Source organism: Pseudomonas sp. KCJK9058, assembly GCF_046230975.1.
Classification (GTDB): domain Bacteria; phylum Pseudomonadota; class Gammaproteobacteria; order Pseudomonadales; family Pseudomonadaceae; genus Aquipseudomonas; species Aquipseudomonas alloputida.
The window spans coordinates 24365-45766 of the sequence record NZ_JBJJLR010000005.1 but is presented as its reverse complement, the minus strand read 5'-3'; the positions used below and the strand labels follow the sequence as shown (position 1 = coordinate 45766).

At 61.5% G+C, this 21402-nt stretch carries 21 protein-coding genes; 10 read left to right on the top strand and 11 right to left on the bottom strand.

The annotated features are described in order from the left end of the window. Positions 1-23 precede the first annotated feature (23 nt). Positions 24-1205 (bottom strand): NnrS family protein, encoded by a 1182-nt coding sequence (locus ACK59Z_RS05040; protein ID WP_409292516.1) that lies wholly within the window; start codon positions 1203-1205, stop codon positions 24-26. A 215-nt stretch (positions 1206-1420) separates the two neighbouring features. Between ACK59Z_RS05040 and xerC the strand changes: the two genes are divergently transcribed. The 10 genes from xerC to ACK59Z_RS04990 all read left to right on the top strand — a co-directional run bounded on the left by xerC (position 1421) and on the right by ACK59Z_RS04990 (position 10917). Continuing rightward, a complete protein-coding gene (gene xerC / locus ACK59Z_RS05035; RefSeq protein ID WP_409292514.1) occupies positions 1421-2335 on the top strand; it encodes a tyrosine recombinase XerC in 915 nt (304 codons plus the stop codon). A gap of 277 nt (positions 2336-2612) precedes the next feature. Further along, on the top strand, positions 2613-3446 hold the full coding sequence (locus ACK59Z_RS05030) for an urease accessory protein UreD (protein WP_003253930.1): 834 nt from the start codon (positions 2613-2615) through the stop codon (positions 3444-3446). Positions 3447-3455: 9 nt separating this feature from the next. Next, positions 3456-3758, top strand: a complete 303-nt coding sequence (locus tag ACK59Z_RS05025) for an urease subunit gamma (protein WP_003253929.1) — start codon at positions 3456-3458, stop codon at positions 3756-3758. A gap of 19 nt (positions 3759-3777) precedes the next feature. Next, the gene (locus ACK59Z_RS05020; RefSeq protein WP_003253928.1) at positions 3778-4095 is read left to right on the top strand and encodes an urease subunit beta; all 318 of its coding nucleotides are present in this window, start codon (positions 3778-3780) and stop codon (positions 4093-4095) included. Then, a complete protein-coding gene (gene ureC / locus ACK59Z_RS05015) occupies positions 4092-5795 on the top strand; it encodes an urease subunit alpha (protein WP_129932670.1) in 1704 nt (567 codons plus the stop codon). Before ACK59Z_RS05020 ends, ureC begins: the two co-directional genes overlap by 4 nt. A gap of 9 nt (positions 5796-5804) precedes the next feature. After that, positions 5805-6308: an urease accessory protein UreE gene (gene ureE / locus ACK59Z_RS05010; RefSeq protein ID WP_003253926.1), complete on the top strand. Its 504-nt coding sequence runs from the start codon at positions 5805-5807 to the stop codon at positions 6306-6308. Positions 6309-6326: 18 nt separating this feature from the next. Then, positions 6327-6872 (top strand): HupE/UreJ family protein, encoded by a 546-nt coding sequence (locus tag ACK59Z_RS05005; protein ID WP_003253925.1) that lies wholly within the window; start codon positions 6327-6329, stop codon positions 6870-6872. Beyond that, positions 6872-7546: an urease accessory protein UreF gene (locus tag ACK59Z_RS05000; protein ID WP_098090494.1), complete on the top strand. Its 675-nt coding sequence runs from the start codon at positions 6872-6874 to the stop codon at positions 7544-7546. Before ACK59Z_RS05005 ends, ACK59Z_RS05000 begins: the two co-directional genes overlap by 1 nt. A gap of 11 nt (positions 7547-7557) precedes the next feature. Next, complete coding sequence (ureG, locus tag ACK59Z_RS04995) at positions 7558-8181, top strand: urease accessory protein UreG (RefSeq protein ID WP_012052571.1); 624 nt, start codon at positions 7558-7560, stop codon at positions 8179-8181. A gap of 267 nt (positions 8182-8448) precedes the next feature. Further along, entirely contained in the window at positions 8449-10917 is a 2469-nt protein-coding gene (locus ACK59Z_RS04990; RefSeq protein ID WP_409292511.1) for a phosphatidylinositol-specific phospholipase C domain-containing protein, read from the top strand. A gap of 439 nt (positions 10918-11356) precedes the next feature. Here the strand turns inward: ACK59Z_RS04990 and ACK59Z_RS04985 are convergent, their stop codons facing one another. From ACK59Z_RS04985 to pnuC, 10 genes are all read right to left on the bottom strand, one after another. Then, positions 11357-12085 carry a thioredoxin family protein gene (locus ACK59Z_RS04985; protein WP_108191572.1) on the bottom strand — a complete coding sequence of 243 codons (729 nt, stop codon included), beginning with the start codon at positions 12083-12085 and terminating at the stop codon, positions 11357-11359. 94 nt (positions 12086-12179) lie between these two features. Continuing rightward, positions 12180-14381 (bottom strand): LTA synthase family protein, encoded by a 2202-nt coding sequence (locus ACK59Z_RS04980; RefSeq protein ID WP_409292509.1) that lies wholly within the window; start codon positions 14379-14381, stop codon positions 12180-12182. Between the two features lie 134 nt (positions 14382-14515). Continuing rightward, positions 14516-15796: a hypothetical protein gene (locus tag ACK59Z_RS04975; RefSeq protein WP_003253919.1), complete on the bottom strand. Its 1281-nt coding sequence runs from the start codon at positions 15794-15796 to the stop codon at positions 14516-14518. Between the two features lie 46 nt (positions 15797-15842). Beyond that, entirely contained in the window at positions 15843-16595 is a 753-nt protein-coding gene (locus ACK59Z_RS04970) for a hypothetical protein (RefSeq protein WP_064614697.1), read from the bottom strand. 45 nt (positions 16596-16640) lie between these two features. Continuing rightward, positions 16641-17321: a C39 family peptidase gene (locus tag ACK59Z_RS04965; protein ID WP_003253917.1), complete on the bottom strand. Its 681-nt coding sequence runs from the start codon at positions 17319-17321 to the stop codon at positions 16641-16643. Between the two features lie 61 nt (positions 17322-17382). Next, complete coding sequence (locus ACK59Z_RS04960) at positions 17383-18834, bottom strand: heme utilization protein (protein WP_409292506.1); 1452 nt, start codon at positions 18832-18834, stop codon at positions 17383-17385. A gap of 49 nt (positions 18835-18883) precedes the next feature. Continuing rightward, the gene (locus tag ACK59Z_RS04955) at positions 18884-19462 is read right to left on the bottom strand and encodes a hypothetical protein (RefSeq protein ID WP_003253915.1); all 579 of its coding nucleotides are present in this window, start codon (positions 19460-19462) and stop codon (positions 18884-18886) included. Between the two features lies 1 nt (position 19463). Further along, positions 19464-19901 (bottom strand): hypothetical protein, encoded by a 438-nt coding sequence (locus tag ACK59Z_RS04950; RefSeq protein WP_003253914.1) that lies wholly within the window; start codon positions 19899-19901, stop codon positions 19464-19466. Positions 19902-20198: 297 nt separating this feature from the next. After that, the gene (locus ACK59Z_RS04945) at positions 20199-20768 is read right to left on the bottom strand and encodes an AAA family ATPase (RefSeq protein ID WP_409292504.1); all 570 of its coding nucleotides are present in this window, start codon (positions 20766-20768) and stop codon (positions 20199-20201) included. Continuing rightward, positions 20765-21331, bottom strand: a complete 567-nt coding sequence (gene pnuC, locus ACK59Z_RS04940; protein ID WP_409292502.1) for a nicotinamide riboside transporter PnuC — start codon at positions 21329-21331, stop codon at positions 20765-20767. Before pnuC ends, ACK59Z_RS04945 begins: the two co-directional genes overlap by 4 nt. Positions 21332-21402 lie beyond the last annotated feature (71 nt).

The window sequence follows — 21402 nt, the reverse complement described above, 5'->3', positions numbered from 1 at the left end:
CGCCGCAAGGCGGCCCAAGCACGTCAACCGGGCATTCCGTCTGCCCGGGGCCGCAGCAGGATGGGCAGGTAATGGCGCAGGAACAGCAACAGCGCCAGGCTCCAGCACAGTGCCGAAACGCTTACCCCCAGCGATGTGAACAGCGGCAGAATCACCCGGGCCAAGGTCGCCAGTTGCATCAGGGCAAAGGCCCAGGCAATGCTGGTCGGCACCTGCAATGGCCTGCCGGTGTGGCCCAGGCTGACCCGCGCCATCATGGCCAGGATCAGCCCGGTCATGGCGCCAACGGTCAGCGCGTGGGTCACCAGGCTCGGGCTCAGGGCCACCCCGCTATGCCACAACGCCATGCCCAGGCAGGCCAGGGCGAGCCAGGCGTAGGCCAGGTGTAGCGACCATAGCAACGGTACGCGCCACAGGCTACGGTCGTGCCACAGCACCAGTCGGGTCGCATGCAGCGCGAACAAGGCAAAAAACAGCACCGCCAGGCTTGCTTGCGGCGTATCGGCCAGGCCGGTGGCAAACGCCAGCGGTACTGCGACGCCGAGCAACAGGCAGGCTCGGTCCAGCCATGGGCGGGCAGGGGCCGCGTCAAGGTGACCCAGGCCACGGCGGGTAAAGAATGGTATGACCCGGCCGCCGAGTACGGTCATCATCGCCGTCACCAGCCACAGCCCGGCAAATATTCCACGACGCTGCCACAGTTCGTCCTGGTGCAACCAGCCGGCCAAGGTCAACCACTGGCAGGCGGCAATCAACAGCACCAGTACGACGATCGGGTAGTTGTTGCGCAGGCGCCGTTGCAGGACCGGTCGTGCCAGGCTCAATGCCACCAATGGCAGGAAGCTGCCCTCGACCAGTACCAGCCAGCTACCCGGTAGTGGCATGAACCAGCTTACCCGCCCCAGCAGCCAAAGCAGGAACACACCCTGCAGCGCCCGCCCGCTCAAGCCTGGGATGCCGCTCCAGTTCTGCACGGCGGTCAGCAGAAAACCCGCGATAATGGCGGCGGCGAAGCCGTAAAGCATCTCGTGGCGGTGCCAGGCGAGCATACCGCCGGGCGGTGCAGGGGCCAGTGCCCCAGCCAGTACGCCGGCCCACAACAGCAGGGCGATCAGCGCAAACAAACTGCCACCCAGGAAGAACGGGCGAAAACCCAGGCTCCAGACGGCTTGGCGTGGGCGTGAAGCAGTGGGTTGCACGAGCATGGGCAGTCCTTGGTTCGTTCAGTAGGCTTCAATTGGGGTAAGATCACGATCCGTGCCAGTTGCAAAGCCCTTGAATATCAAGGTGATGGCACTTCTCAGGGTCCGAATGACACGCGCGTATTGCGGTCATTCAGACTGGCTTGTATGTCGTTTTGACTTGCTTCAGGGTTTGCCTGGTTCAGTGCCGGCTGACGCTTCGCTACAGGATTCACGTTTTGTCCGACCTCTCGAAAAATCCGCTGCTGCAGTACATGGCCCGTCTGGCCCCATCCAGCCAGCAAACCATGCGCTACATTCTTCAGGACGCCGCCGACCGGCTAGCTTTTGTCGACTGCAACATTGTCGATGTGCCTTGGCATCGGCTCGAGCCGGGCCATGTGATTGCACTGGTGGCTGCCCTGCGTGCCGATGGCTACGCGCCCAACAGCTCGTCGCTGTACGTCAACGCGATTCGCGGGGTGATGAACGAGGCCTGGCGTCAGGGCCTGATCGACCACGAGCAGCTGTTGCGTATTCGCGAGGTCAAGCCCGCCACGGGCAGCCGCCTGCCGCCAGGGCGCAACCTGCGCCGCAGCCTGATCCGCGAGCTGATGGATGTGTGCGCCGCCGACCCGCGGCCACAGGGGGTACGTGATGCGGCGATCATTGCCTTGCTGTACGGCACCGGCATGCGCAAGTCGGAGTCGGTCGACATCGACCTCGACCAGGTCGACTTCGAGGCGCGCAGCCTGCAGGTAGTGGGCAAGGGCAACCACCAGCTGGTCAAGTACGCACCGCCGTGGGCGTTCGAGAAGCTGCAGGCCTGGCTTGAACTGCGCCGCCAGGACCTGCCTGCCGGGGCGGAAGATGACCCGTTCCTGTTCAACCGCATCCGTCGCGGCAACCACATTACCCGGGCGCGCATTACCAAGCATGCGATCTACTACATTGCCCGCCAGCGCGGCGCGCAGGTGGGGGTGAAGATCATGCCGCACGATTTTCGCCGGGCATTCATTACCCGGGTGATCGAAGAGCACGACCTGTCGATTGCGCAGAAGCTGGCGCACCATGCCAATATCCAGACTACGGCCATCTATGACCGGCGTGATGACAACGAGCGTCGGCGTGCCGTGGACCGCTTCGATTACTGAGGCTTGATATTGTGGGGCTCAAAGCAGCCCCCTTTTCACGTATGCCGGCACCGAAACAGGGCCGACACACGCCCCTGCTTTGTGCGCCATTCCCCCGCATGCCCGATGCCAGAGCGGGCACCGCACAGGTTTCATCATCGTTCACCTGCGAAGTTGGCCCGCAACCTGCTATATCCAGCCTGCGAATTTGATCGAGTGGTCAGGCCGTGCGCGCTAGCAGGCGCCCGCGCCGGACCCTCTAAACGGCCAGCAGGCCACGGATTTCAGGGGCCGCAGGATGTCGCTCGCGGAGCAGATCGAACAACAGCAAGACGATGCAGGCTGGAGTGCTCACCTGCAGTTGCGCTTTGTGCAGCGTGACGGCGTGACCCGCCTTGGTGCGTGGAAGCATTTCGGACCTCTTTTGGTGCAGCGGCCTTTCTATCCTGAAGGTGCGCCGTGCCATGTCTATGTCCTGCACCCGCCGGGCGGTATCGTCGCCGGCGACCGCCTGGAACTGGACATTCACCTGGAGCCGGGTAGCCACGCGCTGCTGACCATGCCCGGCGCCAGCAAGTTCTACCGCAGCATTGGCCCGACCGCGCGGTTGACCCAACGCTTCCACATGGCCACGGGCAGCACCCTGGAGTGGCTGCCGCAGGACAGCATCTTCTTCTCCGGCGCCCGCGCCAGCCTCGCCAGCCGTTTTACCCTCGAGCCGGGCGCCCGCCTGCTGGCCTGGGAAACCCTGTGCCTGGGCCGTCCGGTCATGAACGAGCGTTTCGACCACGGCGCCCTCGACAGCCTTTTGCACATCGAACTGCCTGACGAGGTTGGCCTGCATGAGCGCCTGCGGCTCGCAGGCGGGCACCTGGGCAAGCTGGGTGGGCATCCGCTACTCGCCACCTTTTGTGCCGCACCTGCCGATCAGGCCGTGCTGGAGCAGGTTCGCCCGCTACTCGATGAACTGGGCAACCCGGCCGGTGCGACCCTGCTCGGGTCGTTGCTGGTGATCCGCGTGCTCGACCATGACAACCAACACCTGCAACGCACCCTGCAACGCCTGTGGCATGTGCTGCGCCCGGCCATCCTCGGCCTGCCAGCCTGTCCGCCGCGTATCTGGGCTACCTGAGAGAGCGCCATGGAGCTTACCCCGAGAGAGAAAGACAAACTGCTGCTGTTCACTGCCGCGCTGCTGGCGGAGCGGCGTCTGGCCCGTGGCCTGAAGCTCAACTACCCGGAGGCCGTGGCGCTGATCAGTGCCGCGGTGCTCGAAGGCGCCCGCGATGGCCGCACAGTCGCCGAGCTGATGAGCCTGGGGCGTGAAGTGCTGACCCGTGAGCAAGTGATGCCCGGTATCGCTGAAATGCTTCACGACGTGCAGGTCGAAGCGACCTTCCCGGATGGCACCAAGTTGGTGACCGTGCATGACCCCATCGTCTGAAACCGCCAAGGAGCGTCGCATGATCCCAGGTGAAATCCAGGTCGCCACGGGCGACATCGAGTTGAACAGTGGCCGAGAAACGGTCAGCGTCAGTGTGGCCAACCATGGCGACCGGCCGGTGCAGGTCGGCTCGCACTACCACTTCTACGAGGTCAACGACGCGCTGGTATTCGACCGTGCGCCAACCCTCGGCTTTCGCCTGGACATCCCGGCCGGCACTGCCGTGCGCTTCGAGCCGGGTCAGGCGCGTACCGTGCAACTGGTGGCGTACGCCGGCAAGCGTGAGGTCTATGGTTTTCAGGGCAAGGTGATGGGCGCGCTGGAGGGCAGGGCATGAGCCGTATTTCCCGTCAGGCCTATGCCGACATGTTCGGCCCCACGGTTGGCGACCGCGTGCGCCTGGCCGACACTGCGCTGTGGGTGGAGGTCGAGAAAGACTTCACGATCTACGGCGAAGAGGTGAAGTTCGGCGGCGGCAAGGTTATTCGTGATGGCATGGGGCAGGGCCAGATGCTGGCGGCCGAGGCCATGGACCTGGTGTTGACCAATGCGCTGATCATCGACCACTGGGGCATCGTCAAAGCCGACATCGGCATCAAGCATGGACGCATTGCAGTGATCGGCAAGGCGGGCAACCCCGATGTGCAGCCGGGCGTGAACGTGCCGGTCGGGCCAGGGACCGAGGTAATCGCGGCCGAGGGCAAGATCGTCACCGCCGGGGGGGTCGATTCGCATATCCACTTCATTTGCCCGCAGCAGGTGGACGAGGCATTGAACAGCGGTGTCACCACGTTCATCGGCGGTGGAACCGGGCCGGCCACTGGCACCAATGCCACCACCTGCACGCCCGGCCCTTGGTACCTTGCGCGCATGTTGCAGGCCGCCGACAGCTTGCCGATCAACATCGGGTTGCTGGGCAAGGGCAATGCCTCGCGGCCGGACGCGCTGCGCGAGCAGATTGCCGCAGGTGCTGTCGGGCTCAAACTGCATGAAGACTGGGGCTCTACGCCAGCAGCCATCGACTGTTGCCTGGACGTGGCCGAGGAAATGGATATCCAGGTGGCGATTCACACCGACACCCTCAACGAGTCGGGCTGTATCGAAGACACGTTGGCGGCCATCGGCGACCGCACCATCCACACCTTCCATACCGAAGGTGCCGGTGGCGGCCATGCCCCGGACATCATCCGTGCGGCGGGGCAGGCCAACGTGCTGCCATCCTCGACCAACCCGACCCTGCCGTACACGATCAATACCGTGGACGAGCACCTGGACATGCTCATGGTCTGCCACCACCTGGATCCGAGCATCGCCGAGGACGTGGCCTTCGCCGAGTCGCGCATTCGCCGCGAAACCATCGCTGCCGAGGACATCCTCCACGACATGGGCGCCTTTGCCATGACCTCGTCCGACTCCCAGGCCATGGGCCGGGTTGGCGAGGTGGTGCTGCGCACCTGGCAGGTGGCGCACCAGATGAAGCTGCGTCGCGGGCCGCTGGCACCGGACACCCCGTACAGCGACAACTTTCGGGTCAAGCGCTACATCGCCAAGTACACCATCAACCCGGCACTCACCCATGGCATCGGTCACGAAGTGGGCTCGGTGGAGGTCGGCAAACTGGCCGACCTGGTGCTGTGGTCGCCAGCGTTCTTTGCGGTCAAGCCGGCTTTGGTGCTCAAGGGCGGGATGATCGTCACCGCGCCCATGGGCGACATCAACGGCTCCATACCCACCCCCCAGCCGGTGCACTATCGGCCGATGTTCGGCGCGCTGGGGGCGGCTCGGCATGCCACACGCATGACATTCCTGCCCCAGGCGGCAATGGACCGCGGGCTGGCCGAGGAGCTTAACCTGCGCAGCCTGATTGGCGTGGTCAACGGCTGCCGGCGGGTACGCAAGCCGGACATGGTCCACAACACCCTGCAGCCGCTGATCGAAGTCGATGCGCAGACCTATCAGGTGCGTGCCGATGGCGAGCTGCTGGTCTGCGAACCGGCCAGCGAACTGCCGCTGGCCCAGCGCTATTTCCTGTTCTGAGGAGCACCCATGATTGTCTTGAGCCGCCGTATCTCCGAACCCGGTACGCGGGTTGTCAGTGGCACTGTCACCCTTGACGTGGACAGCCGTATCAAGAGCCGCCTGCGAGTAACCCTGGACGATGGCCGCGAAGCCGGGCTGATGCTGGAACGCGGCCACCTGCTACGTGGAGGTGAACTGCTGGCCGATGCCGAGGGCACCCAGCTGATCCGCGTGCTGGCGGCGCCCGAGGCGGTGTCGACGGTGCGCTGTGCCGATCCACACCTGTTGGCCCGCGCCGCCTACCACCTGGGTAACCGCCATGTGCCGCTGCAGATCGAACCCGGGCTGTTGCGCTTCCAGCACGACCATGTGCTGGACGACATGCTGCGGGGGCTGGGCCTGACGGTAGAGGCCGAACAGGCCCCGTTCGAGCCTGAGGCGGGCGCTTACCAAAGTGCACCGCATGGCCACAGTCACAGTCATGCCCATGGCCACGATCACCCGTTCGTACGCCTGCCTGCCCATTCCTGAACTGCCCTGGAGCAACCGATGAAAAAGACTTTCGCCCTGTTTCTGTTGATGCTGGCACTGCCAGCCTTCGCCCATCCGGGCCATGACAGCAACCCGCTGCAGGACGGCCTGCTGCACCCGCTGACCGGGCTCGATCACCTGCTGATGCTGCTGGGTACCGGCGTGCTCGCCGCGTTGACCCGTCGCAACCTGACATTGCCCCTGGCGACCCTGGCGGCCATGTTCGGTGGTGCCGTGTGCGGTCACCTGTTCGGCGATGTGCTGGGCATGGAAACCCTGATTGCCGTGTCGCTGCTGGTGGCTGCCGGGGCGGTGCTGCTGCCGAGCCGCCAGTCGCTGCTGGCCATGGCCATGCCGGTGTTCGCCTTGTTCCATGGTTGGGCACATGGCGTAGAAGCCACGCCGAGCGCGTTCTGGCAATTCAGCGCGGGGTTTGTCGTGGTCAGCGGCTTGCTGCTGGCGGCGGGCTTTGCAGTCGGTTGCCTGCTGCGCCGCCACAGCGGCCTGCAGAAGGCCTTTGGCGGTGGCCTGTTGGCCGGCGCCGCGCTGGTGCTGGCCGGTTGATGAACAGCGACCTGGCGCTGCTGCGCCTACTGCAGTTGGCCAGCCCCGGCTTGCCGGTGGGTGGTTTTACCTATTCGCAAGGCCTGGAGTGGGCGGTCGAGGCCGGCTGGGTTCGGGGCGTGGACAGTTTTGCCGGCTGGCAGCGTGAGCAGGTTCACGACACCCTGGCCTGCCTCGACTGGCCGGTGCTGGCGCGTCTGTACCACGCCTGCCAGGCTGAGGACGCCGAAGCGTTCGGTCACTGGAGCCGGTTCTTGCTGGCCAACCGTGAAACCGCCGAGCTGCGCCTGGAAGAACAGCAGCGCGGCGCAGCGCTGGCGCGGTTGCTCGACGGCTGGCAACTGGGCCAGGCACCCGCCTGGCGCGCCAGCCTTGAGCTGACCCAGTTGGGCGGTATGGCCTGGCTGGCTGCGCACTGGGCCATCCCGCTGCGCCAGCTGGCATTGGGCCATGGCTTTGCCTGGCTGGAGGGCGCAGTCATGGCCGGGGTCAAGCTGGTGCCCTTCGGCCAGCAGGCTGCCCAGACCTTGCTGCGCGACCTTGGCGCCGACTTGCCCGCTGCACTGGACCAGGCGCTGGTCCTGGGCGATGACCAGCTCGGCGGCGGCCTGCCGCTGCTGGCCATCGCTTCATCGCGTCACGAAACCCAATACACCCGTTTGTTCCGTTCCTGAGGACTGCCTGCATGCAAAGCTATCAACAACCCCTGCGCGTCGGTGTCGGCGGCCCGGTCGGCTCTGGCAAGACCGCTCTGCTGGAAGCGCTGTGCAAGGCCATGCGCGATCACTACCAGATTGCCGTGGTTACCAACGACATCTATACCAAGGAAGACCAGCGCATCCTCACCGAGGCCGGCGCCCTTGAGCCGGAGCGCATCGTTGGCGTTGAAACTGGCGGCTGCCCGCACACGGCCATTCGTGAAGACGCCTCGATGAACCTGGCGGCGGTCGAAGCGCTGGCGCGCAAGTTCGGTAACCTCGAAGTCATTTTCGTGGAAAGCGGCGGTGACAACCTCAGCGCCACGTTCAGCCCGGAGCTGGCTGACTTGACCATTTACGTGATCGACGTGGCCGAGGGCGAGAAGATCCCGCGCAAGGGCGGCCCAGGCATTACCAAGTCCGACTTCCTGGTGATCAACAAGACCGACCTGGCGCCTTATGTAGGGGCTTCACTGGAGGTGATGGAGCGCGACACCCAGCGCATGCGGCCGCAGCGGCCCTGGACCTTCAGCAACCTGAAGAAGGGCGAGGGGTTGCAGGCGGTGATCGACTTTATCGTCGAGCGCGGGATGCTGGGTGCGCGAGCCTGACAGATCGAGGTCTCTGCGGGCCTGCCCCGCGAATGGGCCGGTCCTGGATAAATGAATTACGCGCGTTTGTTGAACTGCGCCAACGCTGGCAATAGTTGCTTGTCGATGGCCAAGGGCACGGGCCCCGGTAGCTCAGGGCTTTCCGGGGTTTTTTTCGTCTTCGCGTTTGCTATTTCCCAGCCCCAGAACTGATATTTTTGCCAGTAGCAGCCTGTGCTTGCCGAGTGCAATGCTGACATCCCCTATAACGGAAGCAGGTGGATGGTCATGACTGAACTGGCGAGCGACGAATTCGAAGAGATCAGTTTTATCAGTCCCTCCGGGGACGTGCTCATCCGTGTCTACACCCCTAAGCAATGTACAGACCCGGTAGACTGGGGCGAATTCGAAGAAATTGAACGTCCGGCCATGCTTGTCAGGCCTGGTATGTTTGACATGGAGGTAGTGACACTTACCAACCCTGATGGCCGTTGGAGGCGAAGGATTGGAACGGTCAGACCCACAATGAACGCAGCACCCTCCGCAGCTAGTGAAAGTGCTCCGTTGAGCGATACCAATTCACCCTTCGTGAAGCACAGTCTGCAGACTGACGGTCAGTCAGAAGTACAATACGCCGATGGCTGGGAGATTTTATATCACGACGGGTCAGGTGTCAGGTTCAGTCTGTACGCTGATGGTTTTACAGGTGATCTTTCGGACTATGAATTCGCTCTTCCCTATTGGATTAGGGATGCTGAGGAAAGAATTGTCCACGGGGCTTGTAATTTTGAACAGTTGAGTACGCTTGGCGCGACCTGGGCATTTCGTCCTTTGGTACTGCTCGCCGGGAAAAAGGCGCGAGCCGAGGCAGTTCAACCGCAGGCAGACGTGGAGCAGACGTATCACGATAACAAGGTGCATTTCCGGTCCAAATATGGCCAACCCTTTGGAACGGCTAACGAGATTGTTTACGGCTCCTACGAAATTACGTCGGCGAAGGTTTCCAGTGGCCAAGATCCTGATAACTATATCGACCCACCGTTTACAAGAAGTTTCTCCAGCAATGGAACTATGAGCTTCAAGGTGGGGCGGCACGGTACGGACGCTGTCGCGAACTGGTTCAGTAGCTACATCAGTGATTCCGAGAATACGTTCGGGCATGCTCCAGGTAAGCTCAATTTTGGTTTCAAAGGCACGTTGAAACTGACCGTGACGGGCGGTAGTTTCAGTGGCATGGACCAAACGCTGGTATTCAAGGACGTTTTCATCGCTCAAGGTCATACAGGAACATCAAATAACTGGTGGTTCGGCGCCATTGGTGCCCGCAACCCGGACGATGGTAAGCGTTGGGTTCGAGTGGAGGGTAAGGCGCCGACGCCATACGGGGAGTTTGATGCCTCGATGTATTTTCAGCGCGGCGGAGAGCCGCTCACGGACGACGAAATATTCGTATACGAGGGATCGCTAAATGCGCTGCCCACCGAGGCGTGGATGACCAGATTGATAGGTACGACTCGCGTGCAAGATATGGTGCTTCCCGGCAGCCATAACGCTGGCATGTATGGCCCACTGCATAATTGCACCGGGGGAGGCTTTGGTGAGGCAGCATCTAGAGCGCAACGCGCCTCCATTGCGGAGCAACTCCGGATGGGTGTTCGTTACCTGGATATCCGGGTCGCTCGCGCTGATGGTCAACTGCTTTGTTACCATCGGACAGGCACCGGCACGGGGCCGGGATGCGACGGCGCGACGCTCGACGAAGTACTCACCTCCGTTGACACGTTCTTGACAGAAAATCGCGGAGAGTTCGTGATCTTGAGCTTCACGCATATACCCGACGCTGACGTCTCAGCCATTCAAACGATGATTAATCGCCATGCGAATCGTCTGCACAAAGTCAGTGCCGAACCGGGTGAGCGCAAACCGGTGAACCAATTTATCCTGGAGGATTTGCGCGGGAAAATGCTGGTGGTCAGTGAAGGGTTGATGGATGCGCCTGACTCAGGTTTTTATAGAAAAACAAAGGGTCCAAATTCTTGGGATGCGTATCAAATTGTGGATGACTACGCTAATTCGAAAGACACAGATGCTGTGATTGAAGATCAGTTGGGTAAGTGGGCAAGGCATGTGCCGGGTGAATATGGCGTCGGCTTCATGCTCAACTGGACTCGCACCCCGCAGAGCGGGGCGGATTCGGTCGAAAAAATGGCGAAAGTCATCAATGAAAAACTGGCACACAATCTTAATAGCTACCCGGCTAACTGGAGTGCCCCGCAGGTGGTATTGCTGGATTTTGTGACGCCGGGGTATGTCAACTCCATTGTCAATCAAAACCTCGCAAATATTTCACGGCGCGACGAAGGCGATGAAGTGGAACCACCCGTTGGGGCGCGAGTCAACGTGAATATGTATCCACTGCCATTATTTGACGGTGACCCGGTCCGCAAAAAACTACCTTTCGGTTCGTTGATTCCACTCTGGAGGGAAGCAGCCATCAGCAACGAGGGCGGAAGCGTGCGTTTCGCGGCGCGGCCTTACAATCGTAACAGGTTGATTACCTTTGGCGGGTTGGGGTTGCTGTGCTTCAGGCAATACATCATCACTAAAGACTTTGAAGGTGATGGCTTTGAGGTGCCGTTGCTGTCGGATGTACCTACTAGTCTACCCAAAGGCGTCCGGGAGATACGATGGATAGGCACCAATGCCAAAATAAGATGGTTACATCTGCTTCAATACGGAAAAGTGGAAGCTGAATAATACAACGTCTATTTTCTGTATTGTCGCGAAACGCGCAGTGTGCTGACTTTCGGCGAGCAATTGGTGGCTCCGTTGATTGTTCTACCACTTAGGTGGGTAAGGGCAGCCCGATTACCCTCCCGGTAAGTTCCGCTGGCGGCAGGTCAGCGTGCACCTGCATCAAGGTATCCAGCAGCGTTTGACTGGCGAGGGAGAAGAGCGCCGCTCTTGGCCCCCGCCAGTTCAGCGTGAAGCGGCAACTGTTCGCTTGCGGCCAGTACGACCTCGAACCCGTCCCGGTGCAACATGTGGTAAATATGCACGCGTTTTTGCGGGCAACCATCAGCGTTAATGCCTAACCCTGTGGGCACGCCCGCGAAGAAACCAACGCGGTGGATGGCACCGGCTCTGCCGGTGTTCGCTGGTAAAACCGTTCCCACAGGTGTGCGTGTTGCCTGCATCATCTGTGACAACAGTGAGGCTTGTCCGGTTGCCCTTCATAGCGGTCATGGTGCCGCACCCAGTCCATGGTCCCATCTTCGTTGCGCCCCAGTGGCGCAATGTCGAGGAAGTTGTAGGTGTTGACCAGAATGTCCAGCCCGCGGGCGTAGGTTGAGTAGGTGTGGTACACGCTGCCGTCGCCTTCGCGGAAAAACGCACTCAAGCCGGGCAGCTCGCTTTCATTGCCCTCATACGGCTCATAGTTGTACTGCCGCTGGCCTTCACTGCCGACACTGACGCCAAAGTCCTCGTTGAAGGGGCTGCCATGCGACGAATACCATGGGAACTGCCAGCCCATGCGCTGGCGAAATGCCTGAAATTCGGCATACGGGGCCCGTGACACCGCCACCAGCGACACATCGTGGTGGGCCAGGTGCAGGTTGGCGCTGTCAAAGTGGTCGGCCAGAAAAGAGCAGCCGGGGCAGCCCTCGCTCCAGCCTTCGGCGAACATGAAGTGGTAAAGCAACAACTGGCTGCGGCCTGCGAACAGGTCGGCCAGGCTCAACGCGCCGTTCGGGCCGAAGAAGCGGTAATCCTGCTCGACCTTTACCCAAGGCAGGGCGCGACGGGCTGCGGCTAGCGCGTCGCGGTGGTGGGTAAACGCCTTTTCATGCAGCCACAGTTGCTGGCGAGCTGCCAGCCACTGGCTGCGGGAAACCACCGGGTGCCTGCTTTCGCGGGTGCTCATGGTGCTGTCTCCTCGCTGGGGGATTCACACCTTGGTCGAGTACGACCAGGTCGATTCGACAAGCACCGGTGTCCGGGCGATGAGCGGTACCTGCTTAGCCCGAATGAGCGATATGCCCCTCGGCCAGCTCATCGGCGCCGTCATCCTCACCCGGCAGGGCGGTGATCACGCTGAAGTCGCTGACTTCTACCTTGCCGCCGCCATAGCCCAGCAAGTGGAAGGAAAACGCCTTGCGCTCGGTCGGGTTGTCGAAGCTGAACTCCATCTCCAGTGGCGCGTCGGCAGTGACCTTTACCTCTTCTGGCAGGCCCAGCGGCACGTCCTGTTCCAACTGCTTGGCCTTGAGCCGGATATAAGCCGCACGTTCAGGGTCCAGCGAGCGGACCTTGACCCGCACGCGGGTATGCGAGCCTCCGGGCATTTCCAGATACTGGGCGCCAATGAGGTTGTCGGCCCAGTCATCGTGAATGCGCTTGCGCAACTTGATCGGCGAAGGGCCGCCAAACTGGTAACGCAGGTTGAGTGGGGTTTGCAGCAAGGATTGGTCGAGCACCCCGGCCAATGCGCCGATCTGTTGGCCCAGCAAGCTGTCGGCCGGCCCGAGGTAGCGGGCCTGGTCGGCGATAAAGCCCTCACTGGCATAACGCCGGCAGCGCTGTTGGAAGTCACATTCGGTGAACAGGCCCTGGCCATTGTGGTAGCGCAGCATGCCGTTGGTGTAGGAGATCATTTCGCGGCCGCTGTCGTAGTCGCGGTACAACGAGCGACCGCCAAGCGCCACAGGAATGGGCAGTGCGAAGTAGTCGAGCAGCGAGGTGGCCAGGTCGATATGGCCGTAGGTGCCGCGCTTGATGGTTGGCAGCTGGGCTTGCTCCGGCGCCAGGGTAAGGTTGAAGCCCCAGGACGACGCCAGGCGCACGCCATCGATGCCGTGAGACTCGTCGGAAGTCACCACCACCAGTGTGTCCTTGAGGACGCCCTGGCGCTCGAGATTGTCAAGAAATGCCCCGACTGCGTCATCCAGGTAGGCGACCGCTGCCTGTTTCGGTGTGTCGAAGCGCTCGAGGTACTCGGCCGGCGCCGAATAGGGCTGGTGGGTGCCCACGGTGAGCAGCGTCAGCATCCATGGCTTGTCCTGCTTCTGCAGCTGGCCCACATAGCCCAGGGCACCTTCGAAGAAGGCGCGGTCATCCTTGCCCCACGGGAAGTCCAGGTAGTTCTTGTTGCCGAACCACTCCTGGCCATGCACCGAATCGAAACCGATGTGCGGCATGATGCGGTCCTTGGCCATGAAGCGCAGGCCCGCGCCTTGCAGATAGTGGGTGGTGAAGCCGGCCTGGCGCAATTGCGCCGGCAGGCAGGCCTGGTTGCGTTCGTTCTGGGTCAGCAGTTCTACGCCCTTGGGCGTGCCGTTGGCCAGCTTGTCGTAATCGCCGCACAGCATCGCATACAGGCCACGGATGGTCTGGTGGGTGTGCAGCACGTAGTCTGGGGTGTTCATGCCGCGCTCGGCCCACTTGCTGAGCTTGGGCATCAAGTCGTCGTTGAAACGGCTGTTCAGCGCCTGGCGGTTAGGCTGCAGGTAGGCGCCTGGGATGCCTTCCAGGGTAATCACCAGCAAGTTGCGGGCGCTTCCAGGGCCGGCAAGCAGCCTTTGCCCATGCAGGTCGGATTGAGTCAGGCCGCTGCTGGCCAGCGGGGTGAAGGGTTGCGTGCGGCCCATCCAGCCTTCGACCTGGCGTTGCAGGTTACCGACGCCGGCAGACATCAACTGGTGGGGGAGGTTGTATTGCCGCCACTGGTCGGCATCGGAAGGTACCAGCTGCTGGCTGCCCCAATGCGCGCCGAAAAGCAGTACGGGTATGGCCCAGGCTTTGCGCGGCAGTGGCTGGCTACGCCGTGCACGGCTGCGCCACGCACAGGCCAGCCAGACCAGCAGGCCGCCACCCAGGGCCCAGGGCAGCCAGGCATGGGCCAGGCCGCCACCGGTCGAATTCTCCATGAATTGCGGGTCGGTCAGGTAGTTAAGGTCGGCGCTGGTGGGCAGTCGGCCCACTGCGCTTACCAGTTCGGCCGAGGCCACCCACAGCGCCGCCCAGGCCAACAGCACGGGCAGCGCCAGCCACCACGGCCTGCGGTGTAGCAGCACTATCAACAGGCTGCCGAGGGCGAGATCGGACAGGTAACCGAACGGGTTGGACCAACCCAGCATGGCGCGCGTACCCAGTGGGATCACCAGCACCAGGGCCGCCAAAGCGGCAAGCCGGATGCTTGGGTGGTCGGACAGGTTCTTCACAAAAACTTCCCTTTTGCCATTAAATCGTCATGCATCTGTGATTGATGATATCAGGCCAGGGCAGGGAAGGCGGCCGGTTACAAGGCTTGTAACCAAAGCCGGGCCGTTCGCACGGGCCCGGCCGATGGCAACTGTCAGAAGTAATAAGGGAATTTCAGGCTGAAAGAAAAGTCAGGTGCGTCATCGGTCAGACCAATGGACAGGTTGGGCACGATGGTCAGGTTGTTGGTGGCGGCGAAGGTCAGGCCGATGTTGAAGTTGGCGGCGTTGTAGTCACTGTTGGAGATCGATTGCCAGTCGCCGCCATCAGGTTTGATCTTGCTCTTGCGGGCGAACTGGTCGGATACCGAGAACGACATACTCATCTTTTCGTTCAGGGCAAAGGCGATGCCACCGCCGATCTGCCACGAGTCGCCAAGCTTGACGTCACCCGGCACCTTGCTGTTCACCTGTGGACTGATGTCGCTGAACGAGTCTTGCATGTTGTAGGTGTAGGACAGACTGCCGAACAGCACGGCCGGGTCGAAGGTCTTGACCAGCGAGATGCCCGGTGTGATCGACCATACACCGTTGCCGGTCGGCAGGCTTTCCGGTACCGCGAGGTTGTTGTTGCCGTCCACCTCGCGCAGTTTGATGCCATAGGGGTCTTTGCCGGTTGGTGCCTTGATGCGCAGGGTGGCCACTGCGTCAGGCCAGGTTTCGTCCTCGTCGAGGAACTTGTAGGCCACCCCGACGTTGATATCGCCGATTTCCGGGTCGCGGGTCACGCTGGCATCGGAAGTGGTTGCCCCGGCTCCTCCCGCACCGCCAGACGAGTAGGTGGACTCGCGGTAAACCACGGGGACGTTGATATCGAACTGCCAGCGCTGCGCCAGGTTATAGCGCGCGGTCATGTCCAGGGTCCAGTTGTCAGCCTTGATCCGGTCGAGGTTGATGCTGCCGAGGAAGATCGAGTCCAGTGCCAGAAAGCCATTGAGGGTCAGCGCACGGGTATCGTAATGGGTATAGGTGACGCCGGTTTCGAAGCTGAACTTGCCCCCGCCAAAGAATCCGCTGGCTTCGTCATACAGGTTGGAAACGCTTTGCGCCGGCTCGGAATCGGCTGTCAGCGCCTGGCCGTAGGAGCTTCCTGTAGTGCCCGGTGCGCCAGAGGCGACGGTCTGCGCACCTTTCACCCCCTCGGCCGGAGACTTGACCAAGCGTTTGGGTTGCGCGGCAGCAGGGGCCTCCTCGACCTGGCGCACACGTTGCTCCAGCACCATCAGTGCCTGTTGCTGTGCCTCATAGCGGCGTTTGAGTTCAATCAGTTCCTGTTTCAGCGCTTCGACTTGTGGGTCGGCGGCTGCGTAAAGTGCGGTGGCGGGGGCCAAGGTAGTCAAGCACACAAAAGCTCTGAGCGTAAAAGATCGGTACATGGAGTTGCCGTCCCTTCCAACTACTTTTGATGAGACTGAGCGTAGATCAGTATCCGAAGGTGCGAAGACCTTTGAGCTGGTCGAGGCTACCGTTGAGGGAAGCCGCTGTCGGCACGCTCTCGCGCATGACAACGTTCAGGGTGGTGACGTTGTTGACCAGGTTGCCGTTGCCAAGCAGCGTCGAGTTCTGCAACAGGCCACCTTGGGCCAGGCGTTGTACGCTGCTGCCCTGGTTGTTGCTGGCATTGATGTTGAGCTGCACGCCCACACCGCTTGAGGAGACACTGAGCGCGCCGGCGCCATTTTCCCCGACCAGGGTCTGGCCGGCGGCCAGTACCTGGCCTTGCTGTTGTGCAGCGGGGGCCTGGTTGGCTTTGGTCACGTTGATGTCGACGTTGTTGTAAGCGGCGTTGTTGTCACCGGCTGCACGGACCACCTGGGTCACACCTTCGGTGGTGGTCAGGCCGTTGCCGCCCGTTACCACGCCAGTCCCGGCCGCAGACGCGCTGCTCGGCGCCGCACCTGCGCCTTTTCTATCGATCATCGAGACATAGAACTGGGGTTTGATGGTCGATTGCTGAACCTGCAGCGTGGACGTTGCCCCGATCACATCCCCTTTTGCATTTTGCCAGGTGCTGGACATGACAATGCCGAAGCTCACGATTCGTCCGGGCATCACATAGCGGCCCCGCAGGTTGGCCAGCTCCTGGTCCTTCAGTTCGATGGGTTTCAACGCCTCTGCGTGACTGGGCAGGCTGGCTGCCAGGCAGGCGATGGCCAACCACAATGAAGTCTTCATGAAATGCTCCCTGGAGCCTCATGCTCCTTGTCATTAGAACAGTCGTTAGAAGAAGTCGCTTCTGATGAAGCCGAAGTCCAGCAGCTCTGAGTCCTGCACGGGGGTGAAGTTGTTCACCCGGCCCTTGGCGGTCAGTGGCAGGGGCGGGTCGAGCAGGATGTTGTTCTTGTCGTAACCCTGGCCGATCACCGCGAAGATGATGCCGTTCCAGCCCTTGAGGAAATCGTCGACCTTGTATCGCCTGTGGCCCAGCACCGGATCACCGATGTACACCCAACCTTTGTCGACTTTCTGCATGACCACGAAGTGCTTGTAGCCGCGCACATCCATCAGCACCACGACAGGAATGCGTACGCTGTGCAGGGTTTCAGGTGCCACCCGGTAACCGCGGGCACGCATCCCGAGGCTTTCGACGTAGCGCTTCATGTCGAGCATCGAGAAGCCTTGCGTGCGCACAAGGTCCTGGTCGGCGTGGGCCAGCATGCCTTCGATGATCTGATGTTCGTCCACATCCAGCCAGTACGCCTGGCGCAGGATGGTCGCCAGCGCGGCGGCGCCGCAGCTGAAGTCGGTCTTTTGTTGCACCAGGTCGGCGAACTTACGTTCACGCAAGCTCTGGATCGGTTTGAACACCACAGCGCCGCCCGGCAGGACGGACAGCGGCATTTGTGCAGCTTCGCTCACGCTGGCCAGGCACAGCAAAAACGCCAAGGCGAAAATACGCATGATCGGATGCCTTAGGGTGTGTTGAAGAAAGGCCCCCCGAAGGGGGCCTCAAGCACAGCGGTCAGAACGAAGTGTTGGAGATGGCCAGCGAGTTGCTTTGCTGGTTGCCCACACCGGCTGCTACGTTCACGCCCAGGTTACCGCTGCCACCGTTCACCGAACCGCTAAGGGTTGCAGTGTTGGTAACTGGGTTGGCCCAGCCGGTCGGGGTCAGCACTTGGAAGGACACAGTATTGCTCAAGTCGTAGGCGCTGCTTTCGCTGTAGCTCTTCGAAACGTCGTTCGAGGATTGTTTTGATTGCTCGCCAGACTTCGAGAACTCAGACGCCGAAGCATTCTCGTACGAAGAGTCGTGAGACTTGGTGTACGAAGACTCTTTGGACTTGTCGTACGACGACTGATGCGCCTTGTCGTAGTTGGAGTCGAATGCTTTCTCGAACGACGAGTCGTATGCACTTTCGTGCGACTTGTCGACCGACACATCCAGCGACGCATTCAGCGAGCCATCGAAGGAGCTGGAATCGGTACGCTCGTAACGGCCATAGTCGGTGGTACGGGTACGCGAGGCGCTAACGTCAGCGTCCAGCGAAGCTGCCAGGCTGGCGCTGCTCGACGCGCTGTGGCTGCCGCTGGCAGAGCCACTGGCATCCCAGCCGAACGAGCCACTTGCGCTCGAGTTGTGGGAGCCGCTGGCATTGCTGGATTGCGAGCCGCTGGCGTTCCAGCCACTGGAGCCGCTGGAACTGGCGCTTTGCGCACCGGCGACGCTGAAGCTCGAAGACGAGCTGCGGTCGTCGGTCGAGTTGAAGCTGCCTTCCTTCGAGCTTGAACCGCTGGCCGATTTGGTGATGGTAATCGTATCCACCCGATAGGTGCGGTCGGCGCTGTTGTTTACAATCAGGCCTGGGCCGTCCTGATTGGCCGAAGCCGTGGCAGTGGCGTTACCCAGCGGGGCACCGGTGTTGGCGATGGCCATGGTGTTTTTCTGCTGGTTGAGGTCGCCACCGGCAACGTTGATGCCAATGTTGCCCTCAGCCCCGCTGGCCGAGCCGCTCATCACAGCCGAAGACTGGGTCGAATAGTTGTCGACCCGGTTGTTTCTGCTGGTTTGCACAACGTCAGCCGTGGCACTGGCCATGCCGAACACGAAGCTGTTGTCCAGGCTCGAGTCGGAGCCTGCGTTGGCAATGGCAGCGGCGTTATCTTGCTGGTTGCCGTTACCGGCCGCCACGTTTATGCCAACGTTGCCGCTGGAGCCGGTGCCAGAGTCACTCATCTCGGCTTCGTTGATGGTGCCTTCATTGGAGATGCGGTTGCCAGTGCTGGTTTGGGTGTCCCAGGCATTGGCCGTTGCATACACAGGGATCTTGGTGGGTGGAGGCGTGTGATGACCATTGTTGTGGTGGCCGTTATGGTGGTCATTACGCCGATCATTTTGCCCAGCTTGTACAGCAACAGCCATGACCGCAGCAATTGCGAAAACCAGAGGCTTGATTGCCATCGAGGGTTTCATGGTGATTCTCCGTACGCTATTAGGTTAAGTGTCGTTCTTAACTGCAGGGTCAATCCGCGACCCGGATGCTCAAGGTGTTGGCCATTCGGTTTCCCACCCCGGCACTCTGGTTCAACTGGATCACCCCTCGGCTACCGGTGAAGGCCTGGTCACTGGTGGTGACCTGGCGATAGCCTGCTGGAATGTCAGTTGCTCCGGAGTTGTTGATCAGCGCCACGTTCTGCTGCATGAGGACGCTGTCGTCGATGCTTTGCGGTTGTGCGCCAATGCTGATGTTCAGTGCGTTGGCTTGCTGGGTGTTGGCACCTGCGCTCTGGTTGACCCCCAGGGCACCGCTGCCGTTGCTGAAAGCGTTGCCCTGGATGGTTGAGCGGGCGTCCATCGCGGGGTCGGCGGGCGTGTCGAGCCGTTGCCGGATCTGGGTGCTTGCATTGGCTTCGGGGCCGACGGCGATGGCGCGCGCATTGACTTGCTGCTGTTTGTCGCCAGCGGCCTGGTTGACAGAGAGGTTGCCCTGATAGCGGCTGCCTGAGCTGTCGATATCGGCGTTGTTGATGACGGGAACCAAAGATTGCGCAAAGGCCGGCGCAGTGCAAAGGGCGGCCAGCATCAGCAGTGTGCGCTTCATCTCACTTGCCCCCGCCGGTCAGAATCTGCAGCGGCGCGAGGCCACGCTGCACGCTCGAGTTGACCATGTTCGAGATACCGTTACCCGACCCCGTGCCGCGTCCGCCCGCCAAGTTGGGAAGCTGGTTCTGGTTGCCGAGGTTGCCACCCAGGTTGTTGGTCTGCTGGGTGACCAGGTTGCTGATGCCTGCACCGCTGCTGATGCCGGCGAAGTCGCCATCGCTCAGCTCGTTGGTTTGCTTGAGCACGTGGGCAGAAGGGTTGGCATTGACGGTGGTAGGGCTCGGGTCTGGGATCAGAGGGGGGATGGTCGCGTTGCGCACCTGCACATCGCGCTTGATGATGATGATCCCCTTGTCCGCCTGAGCCGTCAGGCTGAGTGACCCCAGTACACAACCCACCAGTAATAGGTGATAGAGGCGTTTGTCACGTTTCCTCACGACGGCAACTCCTTCTTTGAGCGCTGGCCCTGTTCAGCGATGCGAACGACAGAGCAGAAGGTGTGCCGCTTTTTAGAATCTTTTTTAGATCAGATAGTTAGGGCAAGAGGCTGACAAAATGCGGCGCATGTTGTCTCAGGCTTGAAACAGCTTGCCCTGCGCGTTGCCGGCAAAGTCAGCTGTGGCCTTGATTGGAAGGGTTTTTGCAAGTGTGTTTCACGGGCTTGACACTGCCCCAAGGACAGGGGGAAGCCCCGCAATTTCGGGGGCTTTGCCCCACCGGAGTGTGTCAGTGGTTTAACACTCGGTTGGGCATGATGGCGCATCGCTACCAAGCAGCATAGCAACCGATTGCAAGGCCAGCAATTGGCGTTGCGGCCAATTGCCATCGAGTATTCGGTGCGGCTGTTTGTGCCGCCTCAGCCACGCCTGGCTGTCGTCGAAAAAGCGCTGACGATCGCTGAGATCGGGTTGGCAACGCTGACCATCGGCAATCCAGTCCACCCCTTGCGGGCTGAGCAACAGGTGCAGGTCGTAACGCCGTGTCAGCAGTGCCTCTTCCAGCCAGGTTGGGCAGTCGTCGAACAGTGCCTGGCTCCAGAGCATGTTGCTCAGCAGGTGGGTGTCCAGAATTAGCAGTGGGGGCGCCAGCTCGCGCGCACGGTCCTCCCATGCCAGTTGCCCGCGGGCGATGGCGGGAATATCGGCGTAGCAGGTGTCACGGCATTGCTGGTCGATGAAATGGCGCACGTACTCGCCCACCACCACGCCACCAAAATGTGCCTGGATCACCCCGCTAAGCCAGCTTTTGCCACTGGATTCTGGGCCGCACAGTACCAGCACTTTCATTGCTTGCTGCGCACTCATGGCTGTACCATCGCCGGGTCGCGGCGCCATTCCAGCCAGCCGCGTACAGCAATGAGGGTGAGCACGGCGAAGAAGCCTGCGGTGAAATACAACTGCTGATGCAGGTATTGGCCCACATAGATGATGTCGACCACGACCCACAGGGGCCAGCACTGCAGGCGTTTCTGCGCCATCCACAGTTGCGCCACCAGGCTGAATCCGGTCAGGGTGGCATCCAGCCAGGGCAGGGCGGCATCGGTCCAGTTGGCCATGGCCGCGCCCAGGGCGGCGCTCAGCAGCACCCCGGTGGCCAGGCCGGTGAACAGTGCCGGGCGTTGCAGGCGGGAGACCTGACGGGCGTCTTCAGCGTGGCCGGGGCGCTTCCATTGCCACCAGCCGTACAGTTGCAGGATGGCGTAGGCCACTTGCAGCAACATGCCCGAGTACAGCTTTACCTCGTAGAACAGCCAGCCATAAATCAGCACCATGACCAGGCCAATTGGCCAGCACCAGGCGTTCTGCTTGACCGTGAGCCAGACAGCGGTTACGCCGAGGAGGGCGGCAATGAGTTCAAGGCCGGACATCGGCGATCCTTGGAGGCTACGGGGAAGGGGCGAGATTGTAGCGGGTCGGCCGGGGAAGGTGTAGGGCGCAG